Consider the following 26,129-nt stretch of genomic DNA (forward strand, 5'->3'; position numbering starts at 1 on the left):
GCGACCCTTTGCTTGTGCCTCAGGTGAGCGCTGCGGCCGCAGCTTTGGTGTGCTTGAGGATCAACTCTTTCAAGGCCTGCTCGTCATAGGGTTTGCCCAGGTAGCCTTGAACGCCCAAGGCATCGGCGTACTCCCGATGTTTGGCTGCGATTCGCGACGTGATCATGATCACCGGCAAGGCCCGCAAGCGCTCGTCAGCCCGCACGTTGCGCACCAAGTCAAAGCCATCCATCCGCGGCATTTCGATGTCCGACAAGATCAAGTGCGGCAACTCGTCACGCGCCAATTGCTCCATGGCGTCCAGACCATCCTTGGCCAGCTGCACGCGGAAGCCCTCGCGCTCCAAGAAGCGACTGGTCACCCGGCGCACGGTGAGCGAATCGTCGACCACCATGATGAGCGGGGCCAGCACTTCGGCCGCTTCGACTGGTGCAATGACCTCCGCCCCGCCCTCGTGGGCACGGGCATTGGCTGCCGCACCATAGCGTTCGGCCAGGGCCACCGGGTTGTAAATCAACGCCACGCCGCCGTTGGGCAGCAAGCTGATCCCAGCCAATCCCGGCACGTGCATCAACTGCGGTCCCAGGTTTTTGACCACCACTTCCTGGTTGCCCACGACTTCGTCCACGTGGATTGCCACCCGGTCCGGGCCCGACCGCATCACCAACACCGCAGCATGCTTGCCATGAAGTTGGGGATGGTCGTTGTGGGCGAGCAGACCGCCCATCCAGTACACCGGCACGTCCCAGGCGCCCATTTGCAGGCGACCCGACGCGTAGGCCTGGCTCAACTGCGCATTGGGCACCCGCAGCACGGTTTCAACCAAGCTGGCGGGAACGGCCACTTGCACTTCGCCGCAACGCAGCAACACCACGTGCGTCAGTGCGGTCGTCAGCGGTACGCGCAGGTCAAATTCCGCCCCCTTGCCCGCTTGGCTGCGCGTCATCACGTAGCCACCCAAGGTGTTCACTTCCGCGCGCACCACGTCCATGCCGACGCCGCGCCCGGCCAATTCGGTCACTTGGCTGGCGGTCGAGAAACCAGGGGCGTAAATCAACTGCATCAGGTCGTGGTCGCTGACCGTCTGCCCGTCTTGCACCAAACCTTGCTTCAGGGCCTTGTCCCGAATGCGTGCCAAGTTCAGGCCCGCACCGTCGTCGCTGAACGCGATCAGCACCTGGTTGCCCTCTTGCGACAACTTGATGCGGATCGAACCCATGGGCGACTTGCCCGCCGCTTCGCGCTCGGCCGGCGTTTCAATGCCGTGAGCCACCGAGTTGCGCAGTAAGTGTTCGAACGCCCCGATCAAGCGCTCCAGCACACCGCGATCCAATTCGATGCCGCCGCCCTGCACCTCCAGTTGGACCTGCTTGCCGCCTTCGCGGGCCGCTTGGCGGACCACACGATGCAAGCGTTCGGTGAGCGAATCAAATTCCACCATCCGGCTGCGCAACAAATCGTCTTGCAGCTCGCGTGTCAAGCGCGACTGTGCCGCCAATTCGTCTTCGCCCTGCGTCACGTTGCGCTGCAACGAGCGCTGAACCGTGGCCACGTCGTTGACCGATTCGGCCAACATTCGGGTCAATTCCTGGAAGCGCGTGTAGCGGTCAAACTCGAGCGGATCGAAGTCATCCCCCGCGGCGGCGGCCTGTTCCTGGCGCGATGTGATTTGTGCTTCGGCCTGCACCTCCAGTTCGCGCAACTGGGTGCGCAGGCGCTCCAGGTTGTCGTCCAACTCCAGCAGGGCGGTCTTCATCTGCTGGAGCTCGTTCTCCATCCGCGCCCGTCGGATCGAGACCTCACCAGCTTGCGCGGCCATGCGGTCGAGCAGCGCCGAACGCACCCGCACCAGGGACTGCCCGCTGACCAGGGGCGCTGCATCCGCACTCGAAATTTCGAACGCCCCGACACCAGCGAATCGACTCCAATCGACTGCATCGGGTGCCACGACCACTTCCGGTTCGGGCTCCGGCAAGGGCACGAGTTCGCGTACCCGCGCTTCGGGGACCTCGGGGATCTCTTCGGCGGCAGCCTCGGTCGCCGGCACGTCTTCGGGCAGAAGCAGGTCGACAGACTCTTCGCTCGAATCGGCCTCACCCAGAACCAAATCCACGGCTTCGGCCTCAGGCGCCGCCCGCACTTCGGCAACCGGGACCGCTGGGCGCTGGGCCTTGCGAACCAACGCTTGCCGCATGCCCTCGAACGCCGCCTCGAGTTCGTCGCCCCGATCCTGCAGCGGCAGCAAGTCCGCGGCCACGCGGTCGCCGCGCGCCATTTGGGCCTCGATATCCGATTCCAACTGGTGGGCCAAATCGCCCAGCAGCATGGCACCCGCCAAGCGCGCCCCGCCCTTGAACGTGTGCAGGACCCGCATGCAAGCGTCACCCCGACTGCCGTCCTGCGCATGGCCCATCCAATCGCGCAAACGGGCGTGCAGCTGCGGCAGCAGATCGGCCGCTTCTTCGTCGAAGATGTCCCAGAGCTCGCTGTCGATACCCGCCAACTCTTCGTCGGAGAACTCGATCGTGGCCAACCGCGGAGCGGCCGACTGGGCCTCCTCCAGCAATTCACCGGGCGCGGAATCGAGGGCGACCGGCATCTGCGGCTGGTAGGCCTGCAAGGCCTCCACCAGCCCCTCACCCGGTTCCTTCAAGAATCCTGCCGCAAACTGATGGAGCAAATGGGCGATTTCGTCCGCCGCCCGCGTAAACAGCCCCGTCTCCTCCGCCGAGAAGCACCGCGTGCGCTGCGCCCGGCCCAAGGCGTGCTCCAGGGCCCGCGCCAAACTTGACAGGGCGTCGAAGCCCACGGTTGCCGCACTTCCGGCCAGGGCATGCGCATAGACCTCGGTGCTGCTCGGAGGCGCCTCATCCGCGTGGGCCGCCCAGTCTTGCAACTCCAGCATGAGGCGTGTAGACCGCTGGTCAGCCTCGCCAATGAAGATGCTGAACAAGGCTTGCGGCACTCGTAGCGAGCCAATTTGACGGGTTTCGTCGTCGTTCGTTGCCGCAGCGACCTCTGCCTCGGTGACGGGTTCCGCTGGTTCGAGGGTCTCGCCGGAGGGGTCCATCGGCAGGGTCGAGTCCACCGAGACCGACTCCCCTGCCACCGCTTCCGGTACGAGGGCTTCGGCGTCCAGCGTCTCTCCAGCGTCCGATACCGCGGCGACACTCAGCGCGTCCACCGCGGCCGACGGCTCCCCGTCGGCGGTGTCCACCACCACCGCCTCTGCACCGTCCTCGGGGGTTGCGTCTCTTTCGACCGTCCCACCTTGCACGTCCACCGACAGGTCGGCCGGGGCCTCGACGGCGGGCGCACCACCCAAATCTCCGAAGTCCAGGGCAAAGTCCAGCTCGGCTTCGGCCGTTTCGGCGATCGACGTCGGGGCGGCCACGGCTTCAAGAGCCGGCTCGCCGAGATCCAACTGCAACTCGAAGTCGGGCAAGGCCTGCGCGGCCACCGGCTCGGCCGGCTCTGGCACGCTGAGGTCGAGGTCAAAGCCCTCGGACAGCGCCTCCTCGGCCACCAACTCGGGCTCGACCGCTGCATCCGGAACTTCCATCTCCAGCGCGTCGGGCGCCGGAACGCCATCGTCCACCCCGGGCTCCGTGGTCGCAACGGACTCGGGCGTCTCGGCTGCCGCGGGAGCCACTTGCGCGGGCATTTCGGCCGGCAGGTCCAAATCCAGGACCAAGCCCAGCGACTCGATCGACGGGGCGGTTTCCCCATCGACTGGCATGTCCTCGGCCTCCAAAGCCGGTTGCGTATGCTCGAAATCGGGATGGACCTCGATCTCAGCGGGGGGTTGCGTGTGGTCAAAGTCCACCACGGACGCCGGTTGGGCCCGACCCAGTCGCAACGCGTCGGCCTTCTGCTGCAGGGCGACCGGGGTGTAGGCGCCCGCCGCGTGATCCGCAATGGCTTGTCGCCACGCGGCCAGCTCCTCCACCGCGTCAAAGCTAAAGCGCAACAAGGCATCGGTGGCGGGCTTCTCGTCCGCCAACCAGTCGTTGTACAGCTGTTCGCAGGCCCAAGCCCCTTCCCCGTAGGACTGAAGCCCCACCATGCGGGAGCTCCCTTTCAGGGTATGGAAACTGCGTCGGACGGTGGTCAATTCACCGCGATTGCGGGGATCGTCCTTGAGGGTCGCCAAAGCAGCGCGTGCTGTTTCCAGCACCTCTTCGGCCTCTTCGAGGAAGATGTCCAGCATCTCCTCGTCCAGCTCCTCATCGCTGGCGGGCAGCGCTGCCGGCGCCGCATCCACTGAAACCGGCGGCGGTTCAGCCACCAGCGCCTGCAACTCGGCGGTCGCCGCCGGTGCTTCGGCCGGTGCGGGCGTCTCCAATTCCAGCGAGGGCAAATCAAGGCTGGCCAAATCCAGCGACGGCAGGGCCGGCAATGCGGATTCCAGGTGGCGGGCCGCAGCGTCCGCAGCAGTCGCCAAGGCCGGCCGATCGTCGGCCTCTGCTTGCAGCGCCAAGCGAGCCAATTCCGCCCGCTGGGCTTCGGGGTCGTCGGTTGCCAAGGCCGCGCGTGTCTCTTGCACGACCGCAGGCACCGCTGGCGCGGCCACGAGGCGCTCCCGCTCCATCAGGGCCTTGAGCTCACCGGAAGCCTCATCAAACCGGAACATGGACTTGGCCAGCGGGGCTTGAACCGCGAGCATGTCGATCAAAAAGCCGAGTTGGCCCAGGTTGTTGGCCAACCGATCAAAGACCGCACGCGGCCCTTCCAACGTGGGGTCCACTTCGGTGTTGCTGAGGCGGTCCACCTCGTCGCGCATGCGCAAGGCGGTCAAGGCGGCCTGGTCCAAACCCAGCACGCTGAACACCCCCCGCATGGTCTGCAACAGACTGGGCACCGGAATCAAGGGCGCCCGCTCGGAGGGCTGCCGGAAATACTCGTCGACTTGCCGTTCCACCTCGGTCAGGCTGTGACGCAACTCCTGAACCACGCTGCCCAGCGTTTGGCGGTCGGCCACACGGCGGAAGAGCTCCTCCATCCAGGGCTCGAGCGTTTCGTCGGCTTGTCCGGAGGCCGCGGCCTGAACGCGCTGCGCCACTCGCTGCACCCGCTCCACCTGCTCCGGCGCGTCGAACGTCGCGTCTTCCAAAGCCGCCTCGAGATACAGCAAAGCTGTGGCCATCTCCATGGCCAAAGCCGCCGGGGGCCGCTGCCCCGCGCGCAGGGTCAGCACGGCCGCACGCTGCAAGGTTTGGGCCAGCACTTCGGACTGCGGGAACAGGGTTTGGAGCGATTCCCCCAGGGCCGAGAAGGCATCGTCCATCCCCGCGGCCCGGGCCATTTCCCCCTCCGCAGCCGCGCCCCAGGTCTCCTTGGCCGCGTGCACCCGCTTCAGGGCTTGGGTGATCAGGCTCGGATCAATGCGCCCCAGCGTTTCATCGGCATAGTCCCCCGTCAGCACGCCATCGAGCCCATAGGCCACACGCACCGCCTGCAAGTGCGGAGCGCGCCCTTCGGGCGGATCACCACTTTGCGCGCAATAGAACAACAGGTCTTGGACCAGCCGATCAGCCGGCGCCGCATGCCCTTGGACGTGGTTCCGCAACTGGGCCAACAAGCGAGAGCCCAATCGTTTGACGAAGGCATCGGCGTCAATCTGCCCAAGCGCCTGTGCCTCAAAATGCGCCGCCGCCAATTGCCAGAAACTGGCCTGGGGCTCGTCGCCAAAGGCGACCGCCAACCCCACACAGAGCTCCGCCAACTGGGCCGCATGGGCCGTGGTGGCCTGGCGCATTTGCCGCAGCAAAGCCGTCTCAAACGCCGAGCGCAACGCCTCCAAGGGCGGTGGCGACGAACTCAAGCGCGGCGGCGGCAGGGTCTGCCAACTGAAATTGTTGGCCCAGAAATCCGCCGGGTGGATGCGATCGGCTTGCGCCAACTCCTGCACTCGTCGGTAGGTGGGGAACAACCCCAACGGGGACACCGGGTTGCCCGCCAACAACCGCGTGATGTAGGTCAACAGCGCAAAGTCGGCCCGCTCCAGCGCTTCGGCCTCGTCCGCGCCAATGCGCTGCTCGGCCAAGATGCGACGCACCAGCCCTTCGTTGGCCCGCGCCAAATGGGCAGCCTCGGGCTGCCCCACCATGCGCAACACGCCGGCAACCTGATGCAGATGGTTGGCCACCGGGGTCAGGGTCAGGGTGAATTGCTCCGGGTCGTGTTGACCCGTGGCGCTGCGCAAATCGAACTCGCGCACAGTACGGCGCAAGACTTTGTGCACACCCTCAAGCGTGCGCCGGACTTCTTCTTGGACCCACGCCAGCGGCGTTAGATCGGCAGAGTCGTTCAGTTCCGGAATGGATGACGAGGTCATGTGAACCCAAGCCGCAGGTGAAATCAGGCGTTGCTGACCTTGAATCGGGCCACCGAGCTCTTCAGAGCATCAGCAGAACGGGACAGTTCGTGCACCATGCGCGCCGTCGATCGCGTCCCTTCGGACGTCTGTTCGGTCACCGCAAAAATGTGCTGGATGTTGGAGGCCACTTCGTTGGCCGAGGCCGCTTCTTGCAGCGCGCGGTTGGAAATGTCGCCCACCATCTCGTCCAGCTTGCGGGCCACGCTATCAATTTCCACCAGGGCCTGACCGGCGGCGTCGGACAGTCGGGTCCCCTGCACCACCCCAGCCGTTGAGCGCTCCATAGCGGCCACGGCATCTTGCGTGTCCGTCTGAATGGCTTTGACGAGCGCCGCAATGCGGCGCGTGGCGTCGGCGGAGCGTTCAGCCAGCCGCTGCACTTCTTCTGCCACCACCGAGAAGCCGCGACCGGCTTCACCCGCGGACGCCGCTTGAATGGCGGCGTTCAGTGCCAGCACGTTGGTCTGTTCGGTAATGTCGGAAATCAGTTCGGTAATTTCACCAATTTCCTGGGAGGTTTCACCCAAGCGCTTGATCCGTTTGGAGGTGTCCTGAATTTGGTCGCGGATGGCGTTCATACCGCTGCGGTTGTTTTCCATCGCTTCCCGGCCCTGCTCCGCGGCTTCCCGGGACTGGCGGGCCACCTGGGCCACCGCCTGAGCTTCGGTCGACACCTCGTTGATTCGGCCGGCCATCTGCAACACCGCGTCACCCGTTGCTCGGATCTCATGCAGCTGCTCAGTCGAGGCGGCCAGCAGTTCGGTCGACGTCTGGTCAACCTGCTGCGTGGTTTCCGTCACCCGAATCGCCGTGCCCTGCACCTGAGACACCAGCGTACGCAGCTCTTCCACGGTGTAGTTCACCGAGTCCGCAATGGCCCCGGTGATGTCCTCCGTCACCGTGGCTTGCTGCGTCAAGTCACCATCGGCCACCGCAGCCAGTTCGTTCATCAACCGCAAAATGGCCGCCTGGTTGGCGTCGTTAACGCGCTTGGCCTCCAATTCCTGGGCCTGCGCTTGGCGGCGCTGCTCTTCAGCCAGCTGCGCACGGCGTTGCTGACCGGCGATGTACAAGCGCAAGAAGCCCACCGCCCCGTAAACCAGGGCGCCCAGCGACGCGGCCAGCAGCAGGATCTGCCACCAGGCCAACCCCCCCGCCTCATTCAGCTCATTCGAGACGGTCTCCAAGCCCTTGCGCAGCGGTTCGGAATCCTTCAGCACCACCCCCGCGGCTTCGCGAGCCGCCACGAGACCACTCATGTTGTTCAACACGGCCTTGGCCTGTTGGTTCGTGGCTTCAAATTCGGTGGCCAGCTTCTTCAGCTTGTCCCGCAGTTGCGCGTCACGCGCCGCAGGCAGCCCCAGGTCCTTCGAACCATTGAGCAGGCCGTTCGTGATTTCACGGAAGGAGTTCAAGTCTTGGCCCAGCAAGAACACAGCCTCCGGGCTCACCCCTTCCTGCGTCAGGAATTCACCGGCGCTCTTGCCAATGCGCTGGGTCAGCATCACCAACTGACCCGAGGCCGCAATTTCCACGGGCGACCCACCACCTTGCAATTCCAACCCGGCCACGCCCTCGGCCAACTCCAGCAGGTCCGACGACATGCGGTTGATGTTGCGCAACGAGGTACCCACTTGGGTCAGCACGTCCTTGGTACCCAGCACGACTTTCACGGACTTTTCCGCGCGGTCCACCATGGGCATCAGCGGGGTGAGTTGCTCCAAGGCTGCCCCGGACGCCTTGGCCAGCGTGCCTTCGCCTGTCATCAGGTTGCGCGTCACGCTCGCCGTCTTTTCCAGCGATTCTTTCAATTCGTCGAACGCGGCCGGCGAGCCCACCATGGCGGTCGAAATGGCCTTGGCCAGACGCTGCGACTGCATCAGGGCCAGACCGGTTTCCCGCACCTGATCCGAATTGCGTTTGGCCAACCACACGTTGCTGCCCACCGCCACCAGCGTACCTGCCAGACCGGCCGCCACCAGGGAGGTGAACACGTTTTGGCCCCGGAAACGACGCTGCGGCGTCGCATCGCTGGGCAGCGGCTCCATGGTGCTGAATTGGGTGGTCGGAGCGGCGCCGGTGTCCGAGAAACCGCTCAACGCACTGTCGGGCGGCGGCATCAGGCTCGGCTCTCCGTCTTGCGCCTGCCCTTCCAAGTGCACCGCTTCGTACACGCTGTCGGGGGCGTCGGCTTGTGCGCCGTCCGCGCCACGGTCATTGGAAGACTTCATCTTGTCCAGCAGGCTCATCTCGTGCCTCGTCTTGCTTTGAGCGGGAAGAAGAAAAACAAAAGGGCGACAGCCCTCAGTTCACAATGTCCAAAAAGGGCTGGAAGCGCACCAGCGCATCCAGATCCACCACTTGCCACAGGCGCCCTTTGTCATCCTGTCGCTGTTCTGACGCGAAATGTGGCCGGTTTTCAGACGGCGCCACACGCGTCAGTTGATCGTCGCTGCGCAACCCGAGCAGTCGGTCCACCCAGAGCGCGCAATTGGTGTTCAGTTCGGGACTCAAGGCCACCAGACGCCCACCCGTCGCTTCGGGCCGGGTGGTCCGCAGGCCCAAAAACTGGGCCATATCGACCACGGTGTGCAGGCCACCGCGCAAGTTCGCCACCCCCAGCATCCAAGGTTTGCTGTAGGGCACCAACGTCATGGCCGTCGGCGAGAAGATTTCCGCCGCCTGCGACAGCGGCAACAGCAGGCCCAACCCTGCGCAATCCACGGCCAGCCAACTGGCGATTTGGGTTTGCTCTCGAACCGCCTGGAGTCGTTGGGCCAAGCGGGCCTGGAAGTCCCGCAGCGCTTGTTTGTTGCTCATGCCTGGGCCTGTTGTTGATTCATCAGCCCAGGGCTTTGATCTTGGCCAGCAGTTCTTCGGCCTGCACCGGCTTGACCACGTAATCCTTGGCGCCCTGACGAAGCCCCCAAACGCGGTCGGTCTCTTGGTTCTTGCTGGTGCACATGATCACCGGCACCTTGGCATAGCGTTCGTCACGGGTGATGGCGCGCGTCAGTTGGAAGCCGTTTTGGCCCGGCATCACGACATCCATCAGGATGAGGTCCGGCACCTGTTCTTCCAACCGTTTCCAGGCCTCTTCACCGTTCTCCGCCGTCCGCACGGCAAAGCCACGCTTGGTCAGCAATTCAGAGAGGTGATGCAACTCGGTTTTCGAATCGTCCACCAACAGGATGTTTTGAATACTCATGATGCCACTCGGGTTGCCTTAGGGGCGGTGCTGTTGGACCGCCTGCAGCAGTTGGTCTTTGGTGAAAGGTTTGGTGAGGTAATCCTGCGAGCCCACCATGCGCCCACGCGCTTTATCAAACAGTCCGTCTTTGCTGGACAGCATGATGACGGGGACATGGGTGAACTCGGCGTTTCGCTTGATGATGGCGCAGGTTTGGTAGCCATCCAGACGCGGCATCAGGATGTCACAAAACACCAAGTCGGGTTTGAAATCGCTGAGTTTGGCCAGCGCATCAAAACCGTCGTCAGCCAACGCCACTTGATGCCCCCCCTGCTTGAGGAAGATCTCCGCACTGCGGCGAATGGTGTTGCTGTCATCGATCACCAGCACTTTGAGCATTGCTTCATTGGACATAGGCCCTCCTGGTTTTCCCGTTGAACTCGGTCAAACCCGCACCATTTCAAAGTCGTCTTTTCTGGCCCCACATTCGGGACAGGTCCAGTTCAGATCCACGTCAGCCCAGCGCGTTCCAGGGGGAATGCCATGTTCCGGATCGCCCGCGGCCTCGTCGTACATGAATCCGCAAGTCAGGCACATCCAAGTGCAAAGCTCAGTGCTCACAGTGGTCGACAAACTGAATTCCTCGAAGAGCCCCCCCGAAATGGAGGGCTTACTACAATGAATCGATTCTAGACACGCTCCCTCAGTGGCCCGTCCGTTTTTCCCCTGGGGAAGGCCCGAGGGTCAAGCGGGCCCTAAAGCAGCTAAACGCGCGGCACTTGCGGCTGCAACTCCACCACCATGAACCCACAACTCGAGACGCCCGATGCGGCGGCCGACGATGCGACGGCCCCGCCCTGCGTGCTGAGCTTCAACGTCAGCGAACCCACCGGGGCCGCCGGCTTGGCCGCAGATCAAGCCACGGCCGCCGCCATGGGCGCGCACCTATTGCCCGTGGTCACAGGGGTCCTGGTCCGCGACACCGCCGAGTCGTTCGACATTCACCCACTGGACGACGAGTTGGTGGTCGAGCAGGCCCGCGCCGTGCTGGAGGACATCACCATTCAAGGCTGGAAGGTGGGTTTTTTGGGCTCGGCCGAAACCGTGGCCGCGGTCGCCGAGGTGCTGTCGGACTATCCGGACCTGCCCCTGGTGACTTATTTGGGGGCCACACCTTGGCTCGACGACGAGCAGCAGGTGAGCTATCACGACGCGCTCCGCGAGTTGGTCCTGCCGCAGACGCAGGTGCTGGTGGGCTCACACGCCGCACTGACCGAGTTCTTGCTGCCCGAATGGGACAACAGCCGCCCGGCCTCGCCCCGTGAACTGGCCAACGCCGCCCATCAGTCCGGCGCAGCCCATGTGCTGGTCACGGGCATCGTGGTGCCCAATCAGCATGTCGACAACGTCTTGGCGGGACCTCAAGGCCCGATCACCGGCGAGAAATTCGAGCGCTTTGAAGCCAGCTTCATCGGCGCCGGCGAGACCCTGTCCGGCGCCCTCGCCGCGTTGCTGGCCGAGGGCTTGCCCTTGCACGAGGCGGTCGGGGAGGCCTTGACCTTTCTTGACCAAAGTCTGGATGCGGGCTTCCAGCCCGGCATGGGCCAAATCATTCCCGACCGGTATTTCTGGGCCCTTCCGCCCGAAGACGAAATGGGAGACGACTCGCCGGGCGGGTCCGGGCCCGCCGGCTCTGAGCCCGACGCGGAGGGCAATACGAGCTCGCCCCCTTCCCGACGCATGCATTGAAAAGTAGTTGTGATGATGGACCGCAATCAATTTCTGTTCGAGCGCGCCCAGGCTGTGATTCCGGGTGGTGTCAACTCGCCGGTTCGCGCCTTCCGCGCCGTGGGCGGCACGCCCCGCTTCGTCGCCCGTGCCCAAGGAGCCTATTTTTGGGATGCCAACGGCAAGCAGTACGTCGATTACATCGGCTCCTGGGGGCCGATGATCCTGGGCCACGGTCACCCCAAGGTGGTCGAGGCCGTGCAGCGCGCGGTGTTGGAGGGCTTTTCGTTTGGCGCCCCCACGGAGCGCGAGATCGAACTGGCCGAGGCCATCATCAAGCTGCTGCCCTCAATCGAGCAGGTGCGTCTGGTCAGCTCGGGCACGGAAGCGGGCATGAGTGCCATCCGCCTGGCGCGTGGCTTCACCGGCCGCAGCCTGATGGTGAAGTTCGAGGGCTGCTATCACGGCCATGCCGACGCCCTGCTGGTCAAGGCGGGGTCGGGCCTGGCCACCTTTGGCCACCCCACCAGCGCCGGCGTGCCGGCCGAGGTGGCCCAGCACACCCTGGTGCTGCCCTACAACGACGTCGAAGCGCTCGAAGCCGCCTTCCAGACCCATGGCGATCAGCTGGCCACGGTCATCATCGAGCCCATCGCGGGCAACATGAACTTCGTGCGGGCCAGCGTGCCGTTTATGAAACGCCTGCGCGAGCTCTGCACCCAATACGGGGCGCTGCTGATCCTGGACGAGGTGATGACCGGCTTCCGCGTGGGCCTCTCCTGTGCCCAAGGCCTCTATGCCCAGGCCATCCCTGGCTTTGCGCCCGACCTGACCGTGCTGGGCAAGGTGATCGGCGGCGGCATGCCGCTGGCAGCCTTCGGAGGCCGGCGCGACGTGATGGCCAAGCTGGCCCCCCTGGGCGGGGTCTACCAGGCGGGTACCTTGTCGGGCAACCCGGTAGCCACCGCCTGCGGCCTGGCAACGCTGCAAGAGATCAGCCAGCCCGGGTTCTTTGAGAGCCTCAGTGCCAAAACCCGCAGCTTGGTCCAGGGCCTCAAAGCGGTGGCGGATCGCCGGGGCGTGCCCTTCAGCATCGACAGCGAGGGCGGCATGTTCGGCTTCTTCCTGCTGCCGCAGTTGCCGCAGAACTACCAGGAAGTCATGAAGACCGATGGCCCGGCCTTCAACCGCTTCTTCCACGCCATGTTGGACCAAGGGGTCTATTTCGCGCCCGCGCTGTATGAGGCCGGCTTTGTCAGTGCCGCGCACACCGACGCCGACATCGCTGCCACGCTGGCGGCAGCCGAGCAGGCCTGGGCCTGACCCCTCCCCTTCCTTTTGAATTGAATCCCCACGGGCACCTCGGGTGCCCGTTGTTCCATCATGCACCTGCACATACTCGGCATCTGCGGCACCTTCATGGGAGGCCTGGCCGCGCTGGCCCGTGAGGCCGGCCACACCGTCACTGGCTGCGACGCCAACGTCTATCCCCCCATGAGCACCCAGCTGCAGCAGCTGGGCATCGAGCTGATCGAAGGCTGGTCCCCGGACCAGATGGCGCTCAAGCCCGACCTGTACGTGGTGGGCAACGTCGTCAGCCGCGGCAACCCCTTGATGGAAGCCATCCTGAACGCCGGCGCCCCTTACACCAGTGGGCCGCAATGGCTGCAAGAACACGTGCTGCAGGGCCGAGCGGTGATGGCCGTGGCCGGCACCCACGGCAAGACCACCACCACGGCCATGCTGGCTTGGATCCTGGAGGATCAGGGGCTGCAGCCCGGTTATTTGATCGGCGGCGTGCCGAAAAACTTCCCCACCAGCGCGCGCCTCGGTCAGGCCGGTGCCCCATTCGTCATCGAAGCCGACGAATACGACTCCGCCTTTTTCGACAAGCGCAGCAAGTTCGTGCACTACCGGCCCCGGGTCGCCATCCTGAACAACCTGGAGTACGACCACGCCGACATCTTCCCGGACTTGGCGGCCATCGAAACCCAGTTCCACCACTTGGTGCGCACGGTGCCCAGCGAGGGGCGCTTGATCGTCAACGCACGCGAAGAGGCGCTGCAGCGCGTCTTGGCCCGCGGCTGTTGGAGTGCCGTGCAAGCCTTTGGCGCCCGCAAGGAAGAGCCAGGCATGCTACGCGCCCGGGGCGAGCCCCATGCCTTCGATGTGCTGCGCGGCAGCCTGCGCGTGGCCCGCGTGGAGTGGGGCCTCAGCGGTGAGCACAACCAGCTCAATGCACTCGCCGCCTTGGCTGCGGCCGAAAGCGTTGGCGTGCCGCTGGACGCTGCCGCCACCAGCCTGAGCCGCTTTGAGGGCGTGTGCCGCCGGTTAGAGCTGCGCGGCGAGGCCGGCGGCGTGAAGGTCTACGACGACTTCGCCCACCACCCTACGGCCATCCGCACCACGGTGGAAGGCTTGCGCCGACGCATCGGCCCCAACGAGCGGCTGCTGGCCATCTTCGAGCCGCGCTCCAACACCATGAAGCTGGGCACGATGAAGGCCCAGTTGCCGTGGGCGCTGGAAGAGGCGGACTTGAGCTTCTGCCACCAAGGGGGCCTGAGCTGGGACGCCCGGGCCGCGCTGCTCCCGCTGGAGGACAAAGCCCTGGTTGCAGACGACATCGAAACCTTGGTGCGCCAAGTCCTGGCCGCGGCCCGACCGGGCGACCACCTGCTCTGCATGAGCAATGGGGGTTTTGGCGGCATCCATGAGCGGCTCCTCCGGAGCTTGGCCGCCCGGGCCTAAGGGATCGAGGAGCGCACTGCGCCCAAGTCGCTGTGTTACGACTAGAAACTTGGATTTGCTCGGACGTTTCGGAGGCTCTTGTCGACCCCAAGCGGCTGGTCGGCTGGGTTCACCAACTGGCCTGGGAGCAGTCGCTCAAAGTTCGACATGAGCGGCGGAGGTCGGCGTGCCGGCGACTGTCCGCTTGATGGAGGGGTTGGGCGTCAGCGTCATGATGCAGGTGGACGGCGGCAGCTACAGGCGATCTGAGCAAGTCGTTGCACCGATCAGTGTGTAGCTGCCGTTGAAAAGCATCGGGTCGGACAGTTGTTCACTGACGATGTGGGAGAGGGAGATACGTACCTGATTGGACTGAAAGACGACAGTCCCCTTCAGCTTTGTATTGCCGCCCCAGGGCTCACCGCGCTCCCCCTGGTATTGGACTTTCACTAGGCGGCCATCAATTGTGCCGGCGAGAGATGGGAGCAGTACCTTAGCCGTGATCTTGGATCTTCCACTGAAGATGAGGCCAATTGGATCGTGGGCCATATCCGGAAAATACCCCTCGATCGTCATCTCGCACCCTGGGGGCGCAGCCTGAACGGTTGCTATGGTTGCAATGGTTGGCGAACGCAATGCACCGCAACCGGTAAGAACGAGCATTGAGAGCGAAATTGCCAATCGCATAGACGCCTGACGAATACCCCCCGCCGGACGCATTGGCAAGAGGGTGGAGAGACGGGGCAGCACAAACGGCTTCTGTGTTGACGCCCAACCTGTTATCAGAAGACCGCGCAATGACAACCGGTGCTGCGTCATGCGGCACGGTCATTCGATGGCAAGTACTTGTCGAGCATGACGTTTTCCCTTGTTCTCTGCGTTTTCATCAAGCCAAAAACTGCGCCCTACTGCAAGTGCGCACTGGCGCCTTCTGAGGGGCTGGGCGCCTTGTGAGTTCAAGAGCATCATGCCAGTGACCAGTACCCTGGAAGACTTGTATTGACCCAGCACCTTTGCGCTGGTCAGGCCGCCCGGGCCTCAGGGCCGCGGTTTGCCCACCAAGACAAAGGGCCGGCAGTCCAAGACTGCCGGCCCTTTTTTGGGGTCGTTGCGGCCCTAAGGCCGCTTCGCCTTACATGCGAACCATGGTCGCCTTCAGGGCTTCGCTCAGCGCGCTCAGGCTTTCGGCCACATGGGCGCGGGTCTCCACCGAGCCACCCTTGGCTGCCGCCGCTTGCAGGTCGGCCTGCAACAGGCGGGCGTTCCAGCGCAGCATCGCCAGGGCGTCGGCCGGCATGGCCAGGCCGGACACCGCGCCACCACGGGTCAGCGTGCCGATCAGGCCGCGCAGGTACTCGCGCTGCAGGGCCCGGCGGGTGCGGTCGATTTCAGCGCCCGTCTTGAGCTCGCTCCAGATCGCGCCCTGAACGCTGCCGTAGACCTCGGCCAGGCTGATCGCGCCCTTGCGGTCCTTCTCCGACAGGTAGCCGGGCAGGTCCAGCAGACGCTTGGCCGTGGGGATGCTCATCAGTCGGCTCAGCGCACTCATCTGCAGGCGCAGCACGGCGCCCCCGATGTCCGCCGGAACGCCACGATCCCACTCGTTGTAGTCCAGTTGCAGGTTGCTCAGGAACTCCGGACGGAACTTGAAGCTGTCGCTGCTGAACAGGCCAGCCGTCAGCGTCTTCAGGGCTTCGCGCTGCTTGGCCGGGGCGATGGGCGTGAACGCCGACTTGCCGTTGGTGCCCGGCGCCTCACGCGAGGCGCTCATGCCGCCCACGTACTTGGCCGCCGATTCGGCACCGCGACCCAGTTGCTGGAAGCCCGCCATCAACGAGCGGCGCGCGCGGGTGGGGTCATCGCCCGGCTTGTAGCCGCGCGTCTGCACCCGCTCCCACAGCTCCTTGCTGAGTTGCAAGCGCTTCTGGAAGTAGCCCAGCGGGTCGTCGCCCAGGTCAAAACGGTTGGCCAGCGGGTCCATGCCGTCATAAGGGCCGCCCACGCCTGCGTCCATGTCATCGGCGTAGATCAGCTGCGGCTCGGTCGAGCGGCTGGCGATCTTGTCCAGCTCTTGCTTTTCCGTCGCCGGATCGAGCGGCTTGTAGGCGTACTCGATGGCCCAGTAGTCATAGGCGCCCAGCTGGGTGTTGGTCAGCGCCGTCGGCTTCTCGCCCTTGAGCGGGATGTTGTAGGCGTTGTAGTCCATCACCGAGGCCGACAGGCCATTGGCTTCGACAAAGGCTTTGTCCTTCAGCTGAGCCTGGGTCACCACGGTCGAGGCCTTGAAGTTGTGCTTCAGACCCAGGGTGTGGCCCACCTCGTGCATGATGACGTCTTTGATGACGGCGTTCACGAAGGCTTCGGCTTCCGGGCTGTCGGGGGCGATGTCCCCACGCGCCTCGAGCAGGTCCATCGCGAAGTTCATCTCCGAGGCGGCTTGCTCGGTGTAGTTGCAGTAGGCCGCGTGCTGGTGCTTGGACCCCAGGCGCGGCAGCGCCGCAGGGCTGTGGTCGTGGTCGCCATGGCTGGCGTGGCCGCTCACATCCTCGGCCAGGAAGCGGCGCGAGCCGCGGGCGAACACGTCGCTCATGCCGATGTCTGCATCCAAAATTTCACCGGTGCGCGGGTCCACGTGGCTCGGGCCGATGGCAAAGCCCACGTCCGCGCCGACGAACCAGCGGATGGACGCGTGGTTGGCGTCCATGTTGTCCCAGTCAGCGTCATCCGGCTGCTGTTTGACCACGACGGCATTCTTGAAGCCGATCTTCTCGAAGGCCTTGTTCCACTCCAGGATGCCGGCCTTGACGGCCTCGCGGTAGCGGGCAGGGATGTTCTTGTCCAGCCAGTACACGATGGGCTGCTTGGGCTCCGACACCGCCGCAGCGGCGTCAGCCTTTTCCAGACGCCAGCGGTTCAGCATGTGAACGCGGTTGTTCGGCTTGATGTCCGAATCCATGTCCGTGTAGCTGGTCATGAAATGACCCAGGCGCGGGTCGATGTGACGCACGGCGGCTTGCTGCTCGGGCAGCGCGCGCAGGTTGATCACATAGTCCACAAACAGGCTGCGGGGGTCCGGCAGGGTTTGCGGGGGCGGGGGCATCGGCACCGGCATGGGCATCAGCGGCGGAGCCGGGATGCGCGGCGTGGCGAAGTGCATGCGGCCCGTGAAGGTCGAGAGCTGGGCATCCGCGCGCGTAGCCACGAAGCTGGAGTTGGCCCGGTCCAGCCCGTAGGGCATGCGGTAGGCCATCTCCAAGCGGGTGGAGTACATCGGGAAGTCGGACAGCAGGAAGCTGGCGTCCACCAGGAAGCTCTTGCGCTCCGGATGGTCGGCGCTGGCCACGGCCGTGTTGGCCAGCAAGCTGGGCGAGAAGGCCTGGGCCACCGAGGCCTTGCCCTCCGCCTTGGCGCGGAACATGTCGTTCAGGGCGACCAGCTGCAGGTTGCGGCCGACCAGGCGGAACTCCACCATCACGTCAAAGCCCATTTGGCTGGCGTACAGACCACGCTCACCCACGGCATTGGCGATATTGACCGTGAACAAGAAGGGCTTGTTCAGCATCGACCGCGGAACTTCAAGCCAGGTCTTCTCGTCTTTTTTCCAGATCGAGAACACACCGTCTTGGCTCTTGGCGTCTTTGCTGACGTCGGCGAAGGGCTTGAGCGCTGTGGCGTCCGCAGCGGCGCGGGCCGCCGCCATGGCAGCGGCTTGGGCGGGGCTGGGGGCTGCAGCGGGGGCTGCGCCGTTGGCCGGCGGGGTTTGGGCTTGGGCGCCGGTCGCAGCCATCAAGGCCAGGCTCACCGCCGACAAGGCCCACAGCGAGGCCACTTTCTTGGTCGATTTCATCAAGGGATTCCTTCTTAAACCCAAACTGCCCGCAGCAAGCGGGCCAAAAGGGCGCCACTGTTCCAGCCACGCCCCTCAGCGTCAAGGCGATCAACCCGGGGTGCGGATCGTCACAGGGGCGGCAGCCTAACGCCCAACTGCCTACACTGCGGTTCGTCATGCCCCGCCCCGCCCCCCTCACCCACCTGCTCTACCTGCACGGTTTTCGCTCCAGCCCCCAGTCGGTGAAAGCGCAGCAAATGGCCGTATGGGCTTCCCAGCAGCCGGATTTGACGTGGGTCTGCCCCCAATTGCCCCCCTCCCCCCAGGCGGCGATGGCGCTGATCGGCGATCTCGTGCGGGACTGGCCGGAGGACGGCGTGGCCGTGGTGGGCAGTTCGCTGGGTGGGTTTTATGCCGCCGCCCTCGGCAATCGGCGCCCCCACTGGCGCGTCGCGTTGCTCAACCCTGCGGTAGACCCGGCGCGCGATTTGGCCGCGTACATCGGCGAGCAGCACTACTGGCACCGCCCCGACGAAGCCTTTTACTTTCAGCCGGAGTTCGTTCAGGAACTCCAGGCCCTGCAAGCCGACATACTCACCCACCCCGCCCGCTGGTTTGCCCTGATCGCCAAGGGAGACGAGTTGCTGGATTGGCGAGAGATGATGGGCCGCTATGGCATTGGCCGCACCCTGCTTCTCGCGCACTCGGACCACGCCCTGTCCGACTTCGAGCGCTGGCAGGCCGAATTGATTCGTTTTTTGACCCAACCCTGACCCGTTCCTCATGAATCCCCGTTTTACTGACCGCGTTGTATTGATTTCGGGTGCCGCCCAAGGCATTGGCGCCGCCACGGCACTGTGCTTTGCTGCGGAAGGGGCCCGTTTGGCGCTGCTGGACATGAACGCCAGTGCCCTGGAGGGCGTGGCTGCCCAATGCCAAGCATTGGGGGCCCAAACCCTGCAGCACGCGGGCAGCGTGGCCGACCGGTCGGTGTGGGACGGCGCGGTCGCGGCCCTCTTGGCGCGCTGGGGTCGCTTGGACGTGCTCATCAACAACGCCGGCATCACCCGCGACGCTCGCTTTGAAAAAATGAGCGTGGACCAATTCGACGCCGTCATCGACATCAACTTGCGCGGCGTGTTTCATGGCGCGCAAGCGGTGACGCCCGCCATGGTGGCCGCCCAGCAAGGGGTCATCATCAACACCAGCTCGGTGGTGGGGCTGCACGGCAATTTCGGGCAAACCAATTACGCCGCCGCGAAGGCGGGCGTCATAGGCATGACCAAAACCTGGGCCAGGGAGCTGGGGCCCAAGGGCATCCGCGTCAATGCGGTGGCACCGGGCTTTATTGAAACGCCCATGACCGCCGCCATCCCCGACAAAGTCAGTGAAATGCTGGTGGAGCAGATCCCGCTAGGGCGCTTCGGGCGGGCCGAGGACATTGCCAATGCCTACGCGTTCTTGGCCAGCGATGCCGCCGCTTATGTCACCGGCACGGTCCTCGAAGTGACCGGCGGGATGATGCTCTAAGCCGCGGCCCCCATTCAAATCGACACCGAGCCCGCGGGTCCCGTGGGCTCGTCGGGATCCGAAGCATTGCTGAGCCAGGTGTCGGGCTGATTCAGGAGCGCCTGAAAAGCTTGCACGAACTGGCCCACGTGCAAGCCGTCAACCAGCGCGTGGTGAACCTCGACGTTCATCGCCATCTCGACCCGGCCGCCGTGCGCGCAAAACTGTCCAAACGCAATTCGGGGCGTGGCATCGTCCACCGCCGCTGTGTGAGCGTGTTGGAAGTGGGTGAAATCCAGCCAGGGCAATGTGGTGGTGTACACACAGCCCCCATGAGGCCGACCGATGCCCCAGTCAGTGCCCGGCGTTCGGGCCTGATCCATGGCCGCCCGGGCCGAGGGAATAAACGACGGCAGCTGGCGGGCATACGGCAAGTAGGCGACAGCAAAACTGCCGTCTTCACGCGCCAGCGTGATCGAGGCATCCACCTGCGTCCATTCAACGGCCCCACCGTCGTTGCTCAGGCGCTGCCGCAGCGCAGGCACCGCATCCAGTGCGCGCAGCAGGGCGTGGTGGTAGGCCAGCAAAGGGCTGAGCGCGGCCATCTGGGGCTTCATCGCGCTCACCGCCTGCAGTAGCGCGCCAACCTCCAGCCTGGTGGTCAATCCCCAGCGCGGTTGCCGGGCATGACGATAGAACGCATAGGCCTGGGCCCGAGGCCCCTGCAGGAGGTCGATGGAACGAACGACAGGGGCCTTGCTCATTGGGGCTGTCCCCCTTCAGCTCGCACCAACGGATGCGCTTTTCCCATCTGCCACAAGAAGAAACTCCAGACATCGGCTTGCTCGTCCAGCTGCGAACTGATGGACGAGCCCATGCCGTGACCCGCTTCGTAGTCCACGCGCAACCAAACAGGCTTGGCTCCAGGGCGACCCTGTGTCGCCGCTTGTAACCGAGCCGCGAATTTGGCCGGCATCCAGGCATCTACGCGCGGATCATTGGCGCCGGTGGTGACGATAACCGCAGGGTAGGCCCGGCCGTCCTTCACGTTGTGGTAGGGGCTCAAGGCAAGCATGGCTTTGAAGTGCAGAGGGTTTTTGACGGTGCCAAATTCCGCCACGTTGGGGGCCCCGTTCTGGGTGAGCTCCATGCGCAACATGTCACTCACCCCAACGGCCGCCTGGGCTGCAGCGAAGAGCTGGGGCGCTTGGTTGATGGCGCCGCCAATGGTGATGCCCCCCGCCGATCCACCGGTTCCCGCCAACCACTGCGGACGGGTCAAGCCGCGATCAATCAAGTACTGGGCGCAAGCGATGAAGTCGCTCACTGTGTTCTGCTTGTTCAGGATGTGAGCGCCCGCATGCCACGCCTCGCCCAACTCGCCACCGCCGCGCACATGGCAGATGGCAAAGCGGCCGCCCCGCTCCAGCCAACCCAAGCGCGCCGGGCGGAATCTGGGCTCCTGGGTAATGCCATAGGCTCCGTAGCCGGTCAGGATGGTGGGCAAGGCCCCTTGGGCCCCGCGCGGGAACAAGAGGGACAGCGGCACCTGCACACCATCGTGGCTGGTGACCATCACCCGTTCCGCCTGGAATCCGGCGGTGGCAATCGAACTGGGCGGCTGGAGATCAACGGGGCGTGTCACCGTGTCCTGCCCCACCACCACTGTCTGCGGCGCCTGCGTCCAGCCCTCCAGCCGAACCAACCACTCGCCCCCGGGGAGGGGCAGGGTTTCGCGCACCGTGCCATCAAACGGCAGCGGCAGTTGCTGCGTGCCCCCCGCCTGGAGCAACACCCGAGTCAGCCGACTCACCCCCGCGTCCAAGCTCCGTACCAGCAGCTCGCCCTCCCCGCGGGCCATCTCCATCAAGATCTGGTCGCTGGGCGCCAAGATCACCTGATCCCGACCACCCGAAATCGGGCGCGCCACCACGCTGCGATGGGGATGCGTCTTTTGGCTCAGGAGTAGCAGTCGATGCCCCTCCAGGGTCGCGGCGCCCACCCGGTCTTTGGGCGTGACCACGGTACGCCACGGAGCACGATCACCGCGCCGGAGTACGTCCGTCAGCGGTGCCACAAAGTAACTCTTGTCCCTCGCATCGCCGTGCAACACCTCGGCCACCGCCCACGGCGAGCCCTTGCTCACCTTGACATAGGGTAGGTCCGAAACGGCAAAACGGCGCCCGGGCATGCCCCAGCCAAAAACCCGGCGCGGCGCGCCGCCTTCCACCGACTGAAAGTACACCGCACTTTTGTTGTAGCGCTCGTCAGCCGGATGCTGGTTAAAAAAGAACCCCTTGCCATTCGGCAACCACGCAATGCCATCCTCATTCAAACCGGTGTGCGTCAACCGCAACGGCGCCAACGCGCCACGGGCCACATCCAGCAAAACCAAGGTGCTGTTTTCACTGCCGCCACTGGAAAGTCCCAGCGCAACCGTCGCACCGTCGGGCGACGGACTGAACCAATCAATGGCGTGTTGGCCCGGCCATCCTGGCACCGCCAGCGGGTCCAGCAACTGCCGCTCGGGGCCCGAGACCCCTTCTCGCCACCACAGGCGGCGCTGATTCTGGCCAGGCTCGCGTTTCAAATAGACCAAACCCGTGCCCGCTCGCCGGTAGTGACTGGTCGTCACCCCCGCATCAGCCAGTTGGCCCAGGCGGGCGCGCAAGGCATCCCGTCCCGGCAATGCCTTGAGTTGGTCTGCCGTGAAATCGGCCTGGGATCGCAGCCACTGCTGAAACGCTGGAGATTGCATGTCCTCCATCCAGCGGTAGGGGTCCGTCACCGTCACCCCGTGGTAACGATCCTGCACCGGATTTTGGGGGGTATCCGGGGGGCTTGGCGTCGCCTGGACGCCCTGAAACCCCGCTACTCCCCACAGCACCGCCCCCCAAACAGCCTTCCGCATGACGCAACCTTTCCAAAATCAGGTTCAGTTTAGGCAGTTCGTCTTGATGGCCGTCAACACCTGTGAACGCCAGCATTCCTACAGTGCCGGATTCCCCCATCCCCACCCCACTCCAACTGGAATCCCGATGTCGACGATCACCCTATTCAAACAAGGCAAGCACCAGTGCCTGATGTTTTCCGAGCTGAGCGGAAGCGAAGGGGTGCAGTCGAACCAGTTTCTGCTGGTCAACGGAGAGACCGGGGCCATCCTGGACCCAGGGGGAAACCTGGCCTACAACGATCTTTTCTTGGGCATGGGCCGGCACTTTCCGCCCCACAAACTGGCGGCCATTCTGGCCTCGCACGCGGACCCGGACATCATTGCCTCGCTGGACCGGTGGATGACGTCGACCGGAGCGACGGTCTACATCTCCCGCCTTTGGGAGCGGTTCGCCCCCCACTTCTGCAAACCCGGCAAGACGGCAGGCCGCATTCAGGGGCTCGGAGATGAGGGCGCCCGGCTGGTTTTGGGTGACGGCGCTGACGCGTTTGAAGTGTGGGCCTTGCCGGCCCACTTTCTCCACGCCGAGGGGAATTTCCAGTTTTACGACCCGGTCAGCAAGATCCTGTTTTCGGGTGATCTGGCGGCGTCGCTTGGGGCGGACTTGAGTCCGTCCGAATTCATCTCCGATCTCGGACCGCACCTGAAGTACATGGAAGGGTTCCATCGCCGCTACATGGTGTCGGGCAAGATTCTTCGCCTGTGGGCGGACATGGTTCGACCGCTGGAGATCGACATGATCGTGCCGCAGCACGGCGCGCCGCTGCGCGGTCCCGCCGTCCGCCAGTTCATCGACTGGGTCTCGGATCTGGCCTGCGGCATTGATCTCATGGGCGGCGCCCAGTATCAAATTCCGCGCTGATCGCGCTGCAGGGCAGCCAGCCGGGGGCGGGGCGTCGGCCACAATCCCGCCCTATGTTTGTGATGTTTGATGACAGCGGCAAGGCTCAGGCCGGCCGCATCCTTTCCGAAGCCGAAAGCTCACTGCAAGTGGAGCTGGACTCGGGCAAGCGCGTGAAGATCAAGGGGGCGCAGGCCCTGCTGCAGTTTGAAAAGCCCTTACCCGGGGAGCTGCTGTCGACTGCCCAAAGCTTGGCGGCTGAGATGGACTTGGACCTCGCCTGGGAATTCGCCCCCGACGGTGAGTTTGGCTTTGCGGACCTGGCGGCCGATTATTTTTCTGACAAGCCCAGCGTGACCGAGCGGGCTGCGGCCTGGCTGGCGCTCACCGGAGCGCCCCATTACTTCCGGCGGGCGGGCAAAGGCGGAAACTTCAAGAAAGCGCCGCAGGAGCAGGTGCAGGCGGCGCTGCTGGCCATTGAACGCAAGAAGCAGCAACAAGCCCAGATCGAAGCGTGGGCCAGCGAGTTGGCCGAGGGCCGCTGCCCTGACGCCATCACCGCGCAGATCTACAAGCTGCTGTTTAAACCCGACAAGAATGGTCCCGAGTACAAGGCCTTGGTTCAGGCTGCCTTGCTGACCAAAAAGGCTCCGCTGGACCTGCTAACCGCCGCTGGCGCCATCGGCAGCCCGTACCAGTTCCACTGGCAACGCTTTTTGTTCGAACAGTTTCCCAAGGGGACCGGCTTCCCCGCGCTGGAAGCCCCGGCCATTGGGGCGTTGCCCCGCGCCACCGTGGCGGCGTTCTCAATCGATGACAGCAGCACGACGGAAATCGACGATGCACTCTCGGTTCAGGGCTTGGGCAGTGGCACGGTCACGTTTGGCATTCACATTGCCGCGCCCGCCCTGGCGATTCAACCCGAAGGGGCGCTGGATCAGATCGCGCGCAACCGGCTCTCCACCGTTTACATGCCGGGCTGGAAGGTCACCATGCTGCCCGATGAGGTGGTCCAGACCTACACCTTGACCGAAGGCCGCGACTGCCCAGCCCTCAGCCTGTATTGCCAGTTCAACGAGTCCACACTCGAACTCATCGGCAGTGAGACCCGCATCGAAGCCGTTCCCATCGCAGCCAATCTGCGGCACGACAAGCTCGATGGTGTGATTACGGAGGCCTCGCTTGCGGGTGAAGCGCCCGCCGACTATGCGTTTGCCGCCGAGCTCGCCTTTGCCCACCGGCTGGCACGGCACCTCAAGCTGGGCCGCGAACAGGTGCGTGGCAAGCCGGAAAGCTTCAACCGCCCGGACTACAGCTTCAAGCTGGAAGGCGAACGCCTTGAGCCCCCACGGGGGGATGAAACGGTTTGGATCGGGCAGCGAGCGCGGGGCACGGCGCTGGACCTGATCGTGGCCGAAGCCATGATTTTGGCCAACAGTCGGTGGGGGGCCTGGCTCGCCGAAATGGGCCTGCCGGGGCTGTACCGCAGTCAAGCGGGTTTGGCGCCGGGCATCAAAGTGCGCATGGGCATCAAACCCCTCCCGCATGCGGGCATGGGGGTCGCGTGCTACGCCTGGTGCACCTCCCCCCTGCGCCGCTATGTCGACCTGGTGAACCAGTGGCAATTGATTGCCGCCGTGCGACATGGCCAGACGGCCCCCCTGGTGGCGCCCTTCAAACCCAAGGACGCCAACCTCTTCGCCATCCTCTCCAGCTTCGATGCTGCGTACAGCGCATACAACGGTTTCCAAACCCAGATCGAACGCTATTGGACCCTGGTGTACCTTCAGCAGCAGGGCCTCCTTGAACTCACCGCCAGCGTTATGCGCGACGGGTTGGTGCGCGCCGACACCCTGCCCTTGGTCTTCAAGGCCCTGGGTTGCGAAACTTTGGAGCGCGGCAGCGCCGTGCGGGTGCGGATCACGGGCATCGACTTGCTCACGCTGGAGTTGCACGCCAGTCTGACTGAACGATTGACTGCTTCGGCGGCGGAAGGCGACGAGTCCGATACCGATGACGAGGAGGAGAGCCTACAAAATGCCACCTCACTGACCATTGCTGTGGATCTCAGTGACGCGGAAGCGCCTCCTCCTCCATGAATTTGGCCCTCACCCCTGAACCCAAGCCGCTGCAACTGGCCTTGGCCCTGTCGGGCCTGTTGCACTTAGCGGTCTTGTTCGTTCAGGTGGCCACACCCGATAGCGCCTTGCGGCGTTGGACGCAGGAGAGGCTGGAGGTGGTGCTGGTAAACACCCGGGGTGAAAAAAAACCCGAAACACCCAGAGCGCTGGCGCAGGCCTCGCTGGACGGCGGCGGCGACGCGGCCCCGAGCGCACGCCCCCAATCCCCGTTGCCCCCTGCTGCCGACATGGAGTGGGGGGATGCGATTGACCCCACGCAAAGCAAACGGGTTCAAGTACTGCAACAGCAGCAGCGCCAGCTGCTCACCCAGGCGCGCCGTGAATTGGCCAAACTGCCGCCACCCGACCCCGAGCGCGAGGCCGCCACCGCGGAAGGACGGGCCCAGGCGGAGCGCCGGCGCCAATTGCTCGCCCTGATGGCCGAAATCGAGCGTCGGGTCAACCAAGATGCTGCGGGTCCGCGCCAGCGCTTTGTGAGCCCGGCCACTCAAGAAGTGGCCTACGCGAAGTACTACGACGCGATGCGCCGCCGCATCGAAGCCCGGGGCACGGCAGACTTTCCGACCTCGCAGGGAAAGCGGCTGTACGGTGAGCTCACCATGACCCTTTCCGTGGCGGCAGACGGTCGACTCCAAGCCACCGAAATCGTCCAGAGTTCGGGCATTGCACAACTGGATCGCCGCGCCGTGGCCATCGTGCGAGCGTCGGGGCCCTTTGGTCCGTTTACCCGGGAAATGCGCCAGGAAGCTGAGGTGTTGGTTCTGAGTGCCCGTTTTCAGTTCGACCGCGACAAAGGCCTTCAAACGGCCGTTGAGCTGCCCCAGCCTTGAAC

Annotated in this window: 18 protein-coding genes; 8 read left to right on the top strand and 10 right to left on the bottom strand. The window is 64.6% G+C overall.

What is annotated here, in order from left to right:
• Nucleotides 1-19 precede the first annotated feature (19 nt).
• From I7X43_RS10140 to I7X43_RS10165, 6 genes are read right to left on the bottom strand one after another with little or no spacing between them, the layout of a single operon-like run.
• Nucleotides 20-6,337: a FimL-related protein gene (locus tag I7X43_RS10140; protein WP_198100823.1), complete on the bottom strand. Its 6,318-nt coding sequence runs from the start codon at nucleotides 6,335-6,337 to the stop codon at nucleotides 20-22.
• Between the two features lie 23 nt (nucleotides 6,338-6,360).
• Nucleotides 6,361-8,628: a methyl-accepting chemotaxis protein gene (locus I7X43_RS10145; RefSeq protein WP_246480325.1), complete on the bottom strand. Its 2,268-nt coding sequence runs from the start codon at nucleotides 8,626-8,628 to the stop codon at nucleotides 6,361-6,363.
• 55 nt (nucleotides 8,629-8,683) lie between these two features.
• On the bottom strand, nucleotides 8,684-9,199 hold the full coding sequence (locus I7X43_RS10150) for a chemotaxis protein CheW (protein WP_198100824.1): 516 nt from the start codon (nucleotides 9,197-9,199) through the stop codon (nucleotides 8,684-8,686).
• 22 nt (nucleotides 9,200-9,221) lie between these two features.
• The gene (locus I7X43_RS10155; protein WP_216860121.1) at nucleotides 9,222-9,587 is read right to left on the bottom strand and encodes a response regulator; all 366 of its coding nucleotides are present in this window, start codon (nucleotides 9,585-9,587) and stop codon (nucleotides 9,222-9,224) included.
• Nucleotides 9,588-9,605: 18 nt separating this feature from the next.
• A complete protein-coding gene (locus I7X43_RS10160) occupies nucleotides 9,606-9,983 on the bottom strand; it encodes a response regulator (RefSeq protein ID WP_198100825.1) in 378 nt (125 codons plus the stop codon).
• A 30-nt stretch (nucleotides 9,984-10,013) separates the two neighbouring features.
• Complete coding sequence (locus I7X43_RS10165) at nucleotides 10,014-10,166, bottom strand: rubredoxin (protein WP_198100939.1); 153 nt, start codon at nucleotides 10,164-10,166, stop codon at nucleotides 10,014-10,016.
• A gap of 204 nt (nucleotides 10,167-10,370) precedes the next feature.
• Between I7X43_RS10165 and thiD the strand changes: the two genes are divergently transcribed.
• From thiD to mpl, 3 genes are read left to right on the top strand one after another with little or no spacing between them, the layout of a single operon-like run.
• Nucleotides 10,371-11,318 carry a bifunctional hydroxymethylpyrimidine kinase/phosphomethylpyrimidine kinase gene (gene thiD, locus I7X43_RS10170; RefSeq protein ID WP_198100826.1) on the top strand — a complete coding sequence of 316 codons (948 nt, stop codon included), beginning with the start codon at nucleotides 10,371-10,373 and terminating at the stop codon, nucleotides 11,316-11,318.
• A 12-nt stretch (nucleotides 11,319-11,330) separates the two neighbouring features.
• Entirely contained in the window at nucleotides 11,331-12,620 is a 1,290-nt protein-coding gene (hemL, locus tag I7X43_RS10175) for a glutamate-1-semialdehyde 2,1-aminomutase (protein ID WP_198100827.1), read from the top strand.
• Nucleotides 12,621-12,680: 60 nt separating this feature from the next.
• The gene (mpl, locus tag I7X43_RS10180; RefSeq protein ID WP_198100828.1) at nucleotides 12,681-14,045 is read left to right on the top strand and encodes a UDP-N-acetylmuramate:L-alanyl-gamma-D-glutamyl-meso-diaminopimelate ligase; all 1,365 of its coding nucleotides are present in this window, start codon (nucleotides 12,681-12,683) and stop codon (nucleotides 14,043-14,045) included.
• A 234-nt stretch (nucleotides 14,046-14,279) separates the two neighbouring features.
• Here mpl and I7X43_RS10185 read toward each other — a convergent pair whose 3' ends face one another.
• Together I7X43_RS10185 and I7X43_RS10190 are read right to left on the bottom strand one after the other, a co-directional pair.
• Nucleotides 14,280-14,687, bottom strand: coding sequence for a hypothetical protein (locus I7X43_RS10185; RefSeq protein WP_198100829.1), 408 nt, complete (start codon nucleotides 14,685-14,687; stop codon nucleotides 14,280-14,282).
• A gap of 469 nt (nucleotides 14,688-15,156) precedes the next feature.
• Nucleotides 15,157-17,871, bottom strand: coding sequence for a zinc-dependent metalloprotease (locus tag I7X43_RS10190; protein ID WP_246480327.1), 2,715 nt, complete (start codon nucleotides 17,869-17,871; stop codon nucleotides 15,157-15,159).
• A gap of 158 nt (nucleotides 17,872-18,029) precedes the next feature.
• Between I7X43_RS10190 and I7X43_RS10195 the strand changes: the two genes are divergently transcribed.
• Together I7X43_RS10195 and fabG are read left to right on the top strand one after the other, a co-directional pair.
• Entirely contained in the window at nucleotides 18,030-18,626 is a 597-nt protein-coding gene (locus I7X43_RS10195) for a YqiA/YcfP family alpha/beta fold hydrolase (protein ID WP_198100830.1), read from the top strand.
• 10 nt (nucleotides 18,627-18,636) lie between these two features.
• Nucleotides 18,637-19,383, top strand: a complete 747-nt coding sequence (gene fabG / locus I7X43_RS10200) for a 3-oxoacyl-ACP reductase FabG (protein ID WP_198100831.1) — start codon at nucleotides 18,637-18,639, stop codon at nucleotides 19,381-19,383.
• 14 nt (nucleotides 19,384-19,397) lie between these two features.
• On the opposite strand, the gene I7X43_RS10205 is transcribed toward fabG, so the two are convergent.
• Together I7X43_RS10205 and I7X43_RS10210 are read right to left on the bottom strand one after the other, a co-directional pair.
• A complete protein-coding gene (locus I7X43_RS10205; RefSeq protein ID WP_198100832.1) occupies nucleotides 19,398-20,126 on the bottom strand; it encodes a CatA-like O-acetyltransferase in 729 nt (242 codons plus the stop codon).
• A complete protein-coding gene (locus I7X43_RS10210; protein WP_198100833.1) occupies nucleotides 20,123-22,273 on the bottom strand; it encodes a prolyl oligopeptidase family serine peptidase in 2,151 nt (716 codons plus the stop codon). Before I7X43_RS10210 ends, I7X43_RS10205 begins: the two co-directional genes overlap by 4 nt.
• A 127-nt stretch (nucleotides 22,274-22,400) precedes the next feature.
• Between I7X43_RS10210 and I7X43_RS10215 the strand changes: the two genes are divergently transcribed.
• The 3 genes from I7X43_RS10215 to I7X43_RS10225 are packed head-to-tail and all read left to right on the top strand — an operon-like array spanning nucleotide 22,401 to nucleotide 26,127.
• Nucleotides 22,401-23,177, top strand: a complete 777-nt coding sequence (locus I7X43_RS10215) for an oxygen-binding di-iron domain-containing protein (RefSeq protein ID WP_198100941.1) — start codon at nucleotides 22,401-22,403, stop codon at nucleotides 23,175-23,177.
• 53 nt (nucleotides 23,178-23,230) lie between these two features.
• Complete coding sequence (locus I7X43_RS10220) at nucleotides 23,231-25,255, top strand: ribonuclease catalytic domain-containing protein (protein ID WP_198100834.1); 2,025 nt, start codon at nucleotides 23,231-23,233, stop codon at nucleotides 25,253-25,255.
• Nucleotides 25,252-26,127, top strand: a complete 876-nt coding sequence (locus I7X43_RS10225; protein ID WP_198100835.1) for an energy transducer TonB — start codon at nucleotides 25,252-25,254, stop codon at nucleotides 26,125-26,127. Before I7X43_RS10220 ends, I7X43_RS10225 begins: the two co-directional genes overlap by 4 nt.
• Nucleotides 26,128-26,129: the final 2 nt, after the last annotated feature.

Origin of the sequence: Inhella gelatinilytica, assembly GCF_016093295.1 — a bacterium.
In the GTDB taxonomy this organism is placed as follows: Bacteria; Pseudomonadota; Gammaproteobacteria; order Burkholderiales; family Burkholderiaceae_C; genus Inhella; species Inhella gelatinilytica.

Excerpts from the sequence above, each read along its gene's own strand:
- I7X43_RS10140 (WP_198100823.1), bottom strand. The coding sequence starts at position 6,337 with ATGACCTCGTCATCCATTCCGGAACTGAACGACTCTGCCGATCTAACG.
- I7X43_RS10145 (WP_246480325.1), bottom strand. The coding sequence starts at position 8,628 with ATGAGCCTGCTGGACAAGATGAAGTCTTCCAATGACCGTGGCGCGGAC.
- I7X43_RS10150 (WP_198100824.1), bottom strand. The coding sequence starts at position 9,199 with ATGAGCAACAAACAAGCGCTGCGGGACTTCCAGGCCCGCTTGGCCCAA.
- I7X43_RS10155 (WP_216860121.1), bottom strand. The coding sequence starts at position 9,587 with ATGAGTATTCAAAACATCCTGTTGGTGGACGATTCGAAAACCGAGTTG.
- I7X43_RS10160 (WP_198100825.1), bottom strand. The coding sequence starts at position 9,983 with ATGTCCAATGAAGCAATGCTCAAAGTGCTGGTGATCGATGACAGCAAC.
- I7X43_RS10165 (WP_198100939.1), bottom strand. The coding sequence starts at position 10,166 with ATGTGCCTGACTTGCGGATTCATGTACGACGAGGCCGCGGGCGATCCG.
- thiD (WP_198100826.1), top strand. The coding sequence starts at position 10,371 with ATGAACCCACAACTCGAGACGCCCGATGCGGCGGCCGACGATGCGACG.
- hemL (WP_198100827.1), top strand. The coding sequence starts at position 11,331 with ATGATGGACCGCAATCAATTTCTGTTCGAGCGCGCCCAGGCTGTGATT.
- mpl (WP_198100828.1), top strand. The coding sequence starts at position 12,681 with ATGCACCTGCACATACTCGGCATCTGCGGCACCTTCATGGGAGGCCTG.
- I7X43_RS10185 (WP_198100829.1), bottom strand. The coding sequence starts at position 14,687 with ATGCTCGTTCTTACCGGTTGCGGTGCATTGCGTTCGCCAACCATTGCA.
- I7X43_RS10190 (WP_246480327.1), bottom strand. The coding sequence starts at position 17,871 with ATGAAATCGACCAAGAAAGTGGCCTCGCTGTGGGCCTTGTCGGCGGTG.
- I7X43_RS10195 (WP_198100830.1), top strand. The coding sequence starts at position 18,030 with ATGCCCCGCCCCGCCCCCCTCACCCACCTGCTCTACCTGCACGGTTTT.
- fabG (WP_198100831.1), top strand. The coding sequence starts at position 18,637 with ATGAATCCCCGTTTTACTGACCGCGTTGTATTGATTTCGGGTGCCGCC.
- I7X43_RS10205 (WP_198100832.1), bottom strand. The coding sequence starts at position 20,126 with ATGAGCAAGGCCCCTGTCGTTCGTTCCATCGACCTCCTGCAGGGGCCT.
- I7X43_RS10210 (WP_198100833.1), bottom strand. The coding sequence starts at position 22,273 with ATGCGGAAGGCTGTTTGGGGGGCGGTGCTGTGGGGAGTAGCGGGGTTT.
- I7X43_RS10215 (WP_198100941.1), top strand. The coding sequence starts at position 22,401 with ATGTCGACGATCACCCTATTCAAACAAGGCAAGCACCAGTGCCTGATG.
- I7X43_RS10220 (WP_198100834.1), top strand. The coding sequence starts at position 23,231 with ATGTTTGTGATGTTTGATGACAGCGGCAAGGCTCAGGCCGGCCGCATC.
- I7X43_RS10225 (WP_198100835.1), top strand. The coding sequence starts at position 25,252 with ATGAATTTGGCCCTCACCCCTGAACCCAAGCCGCTGCAACTGGCCTTG.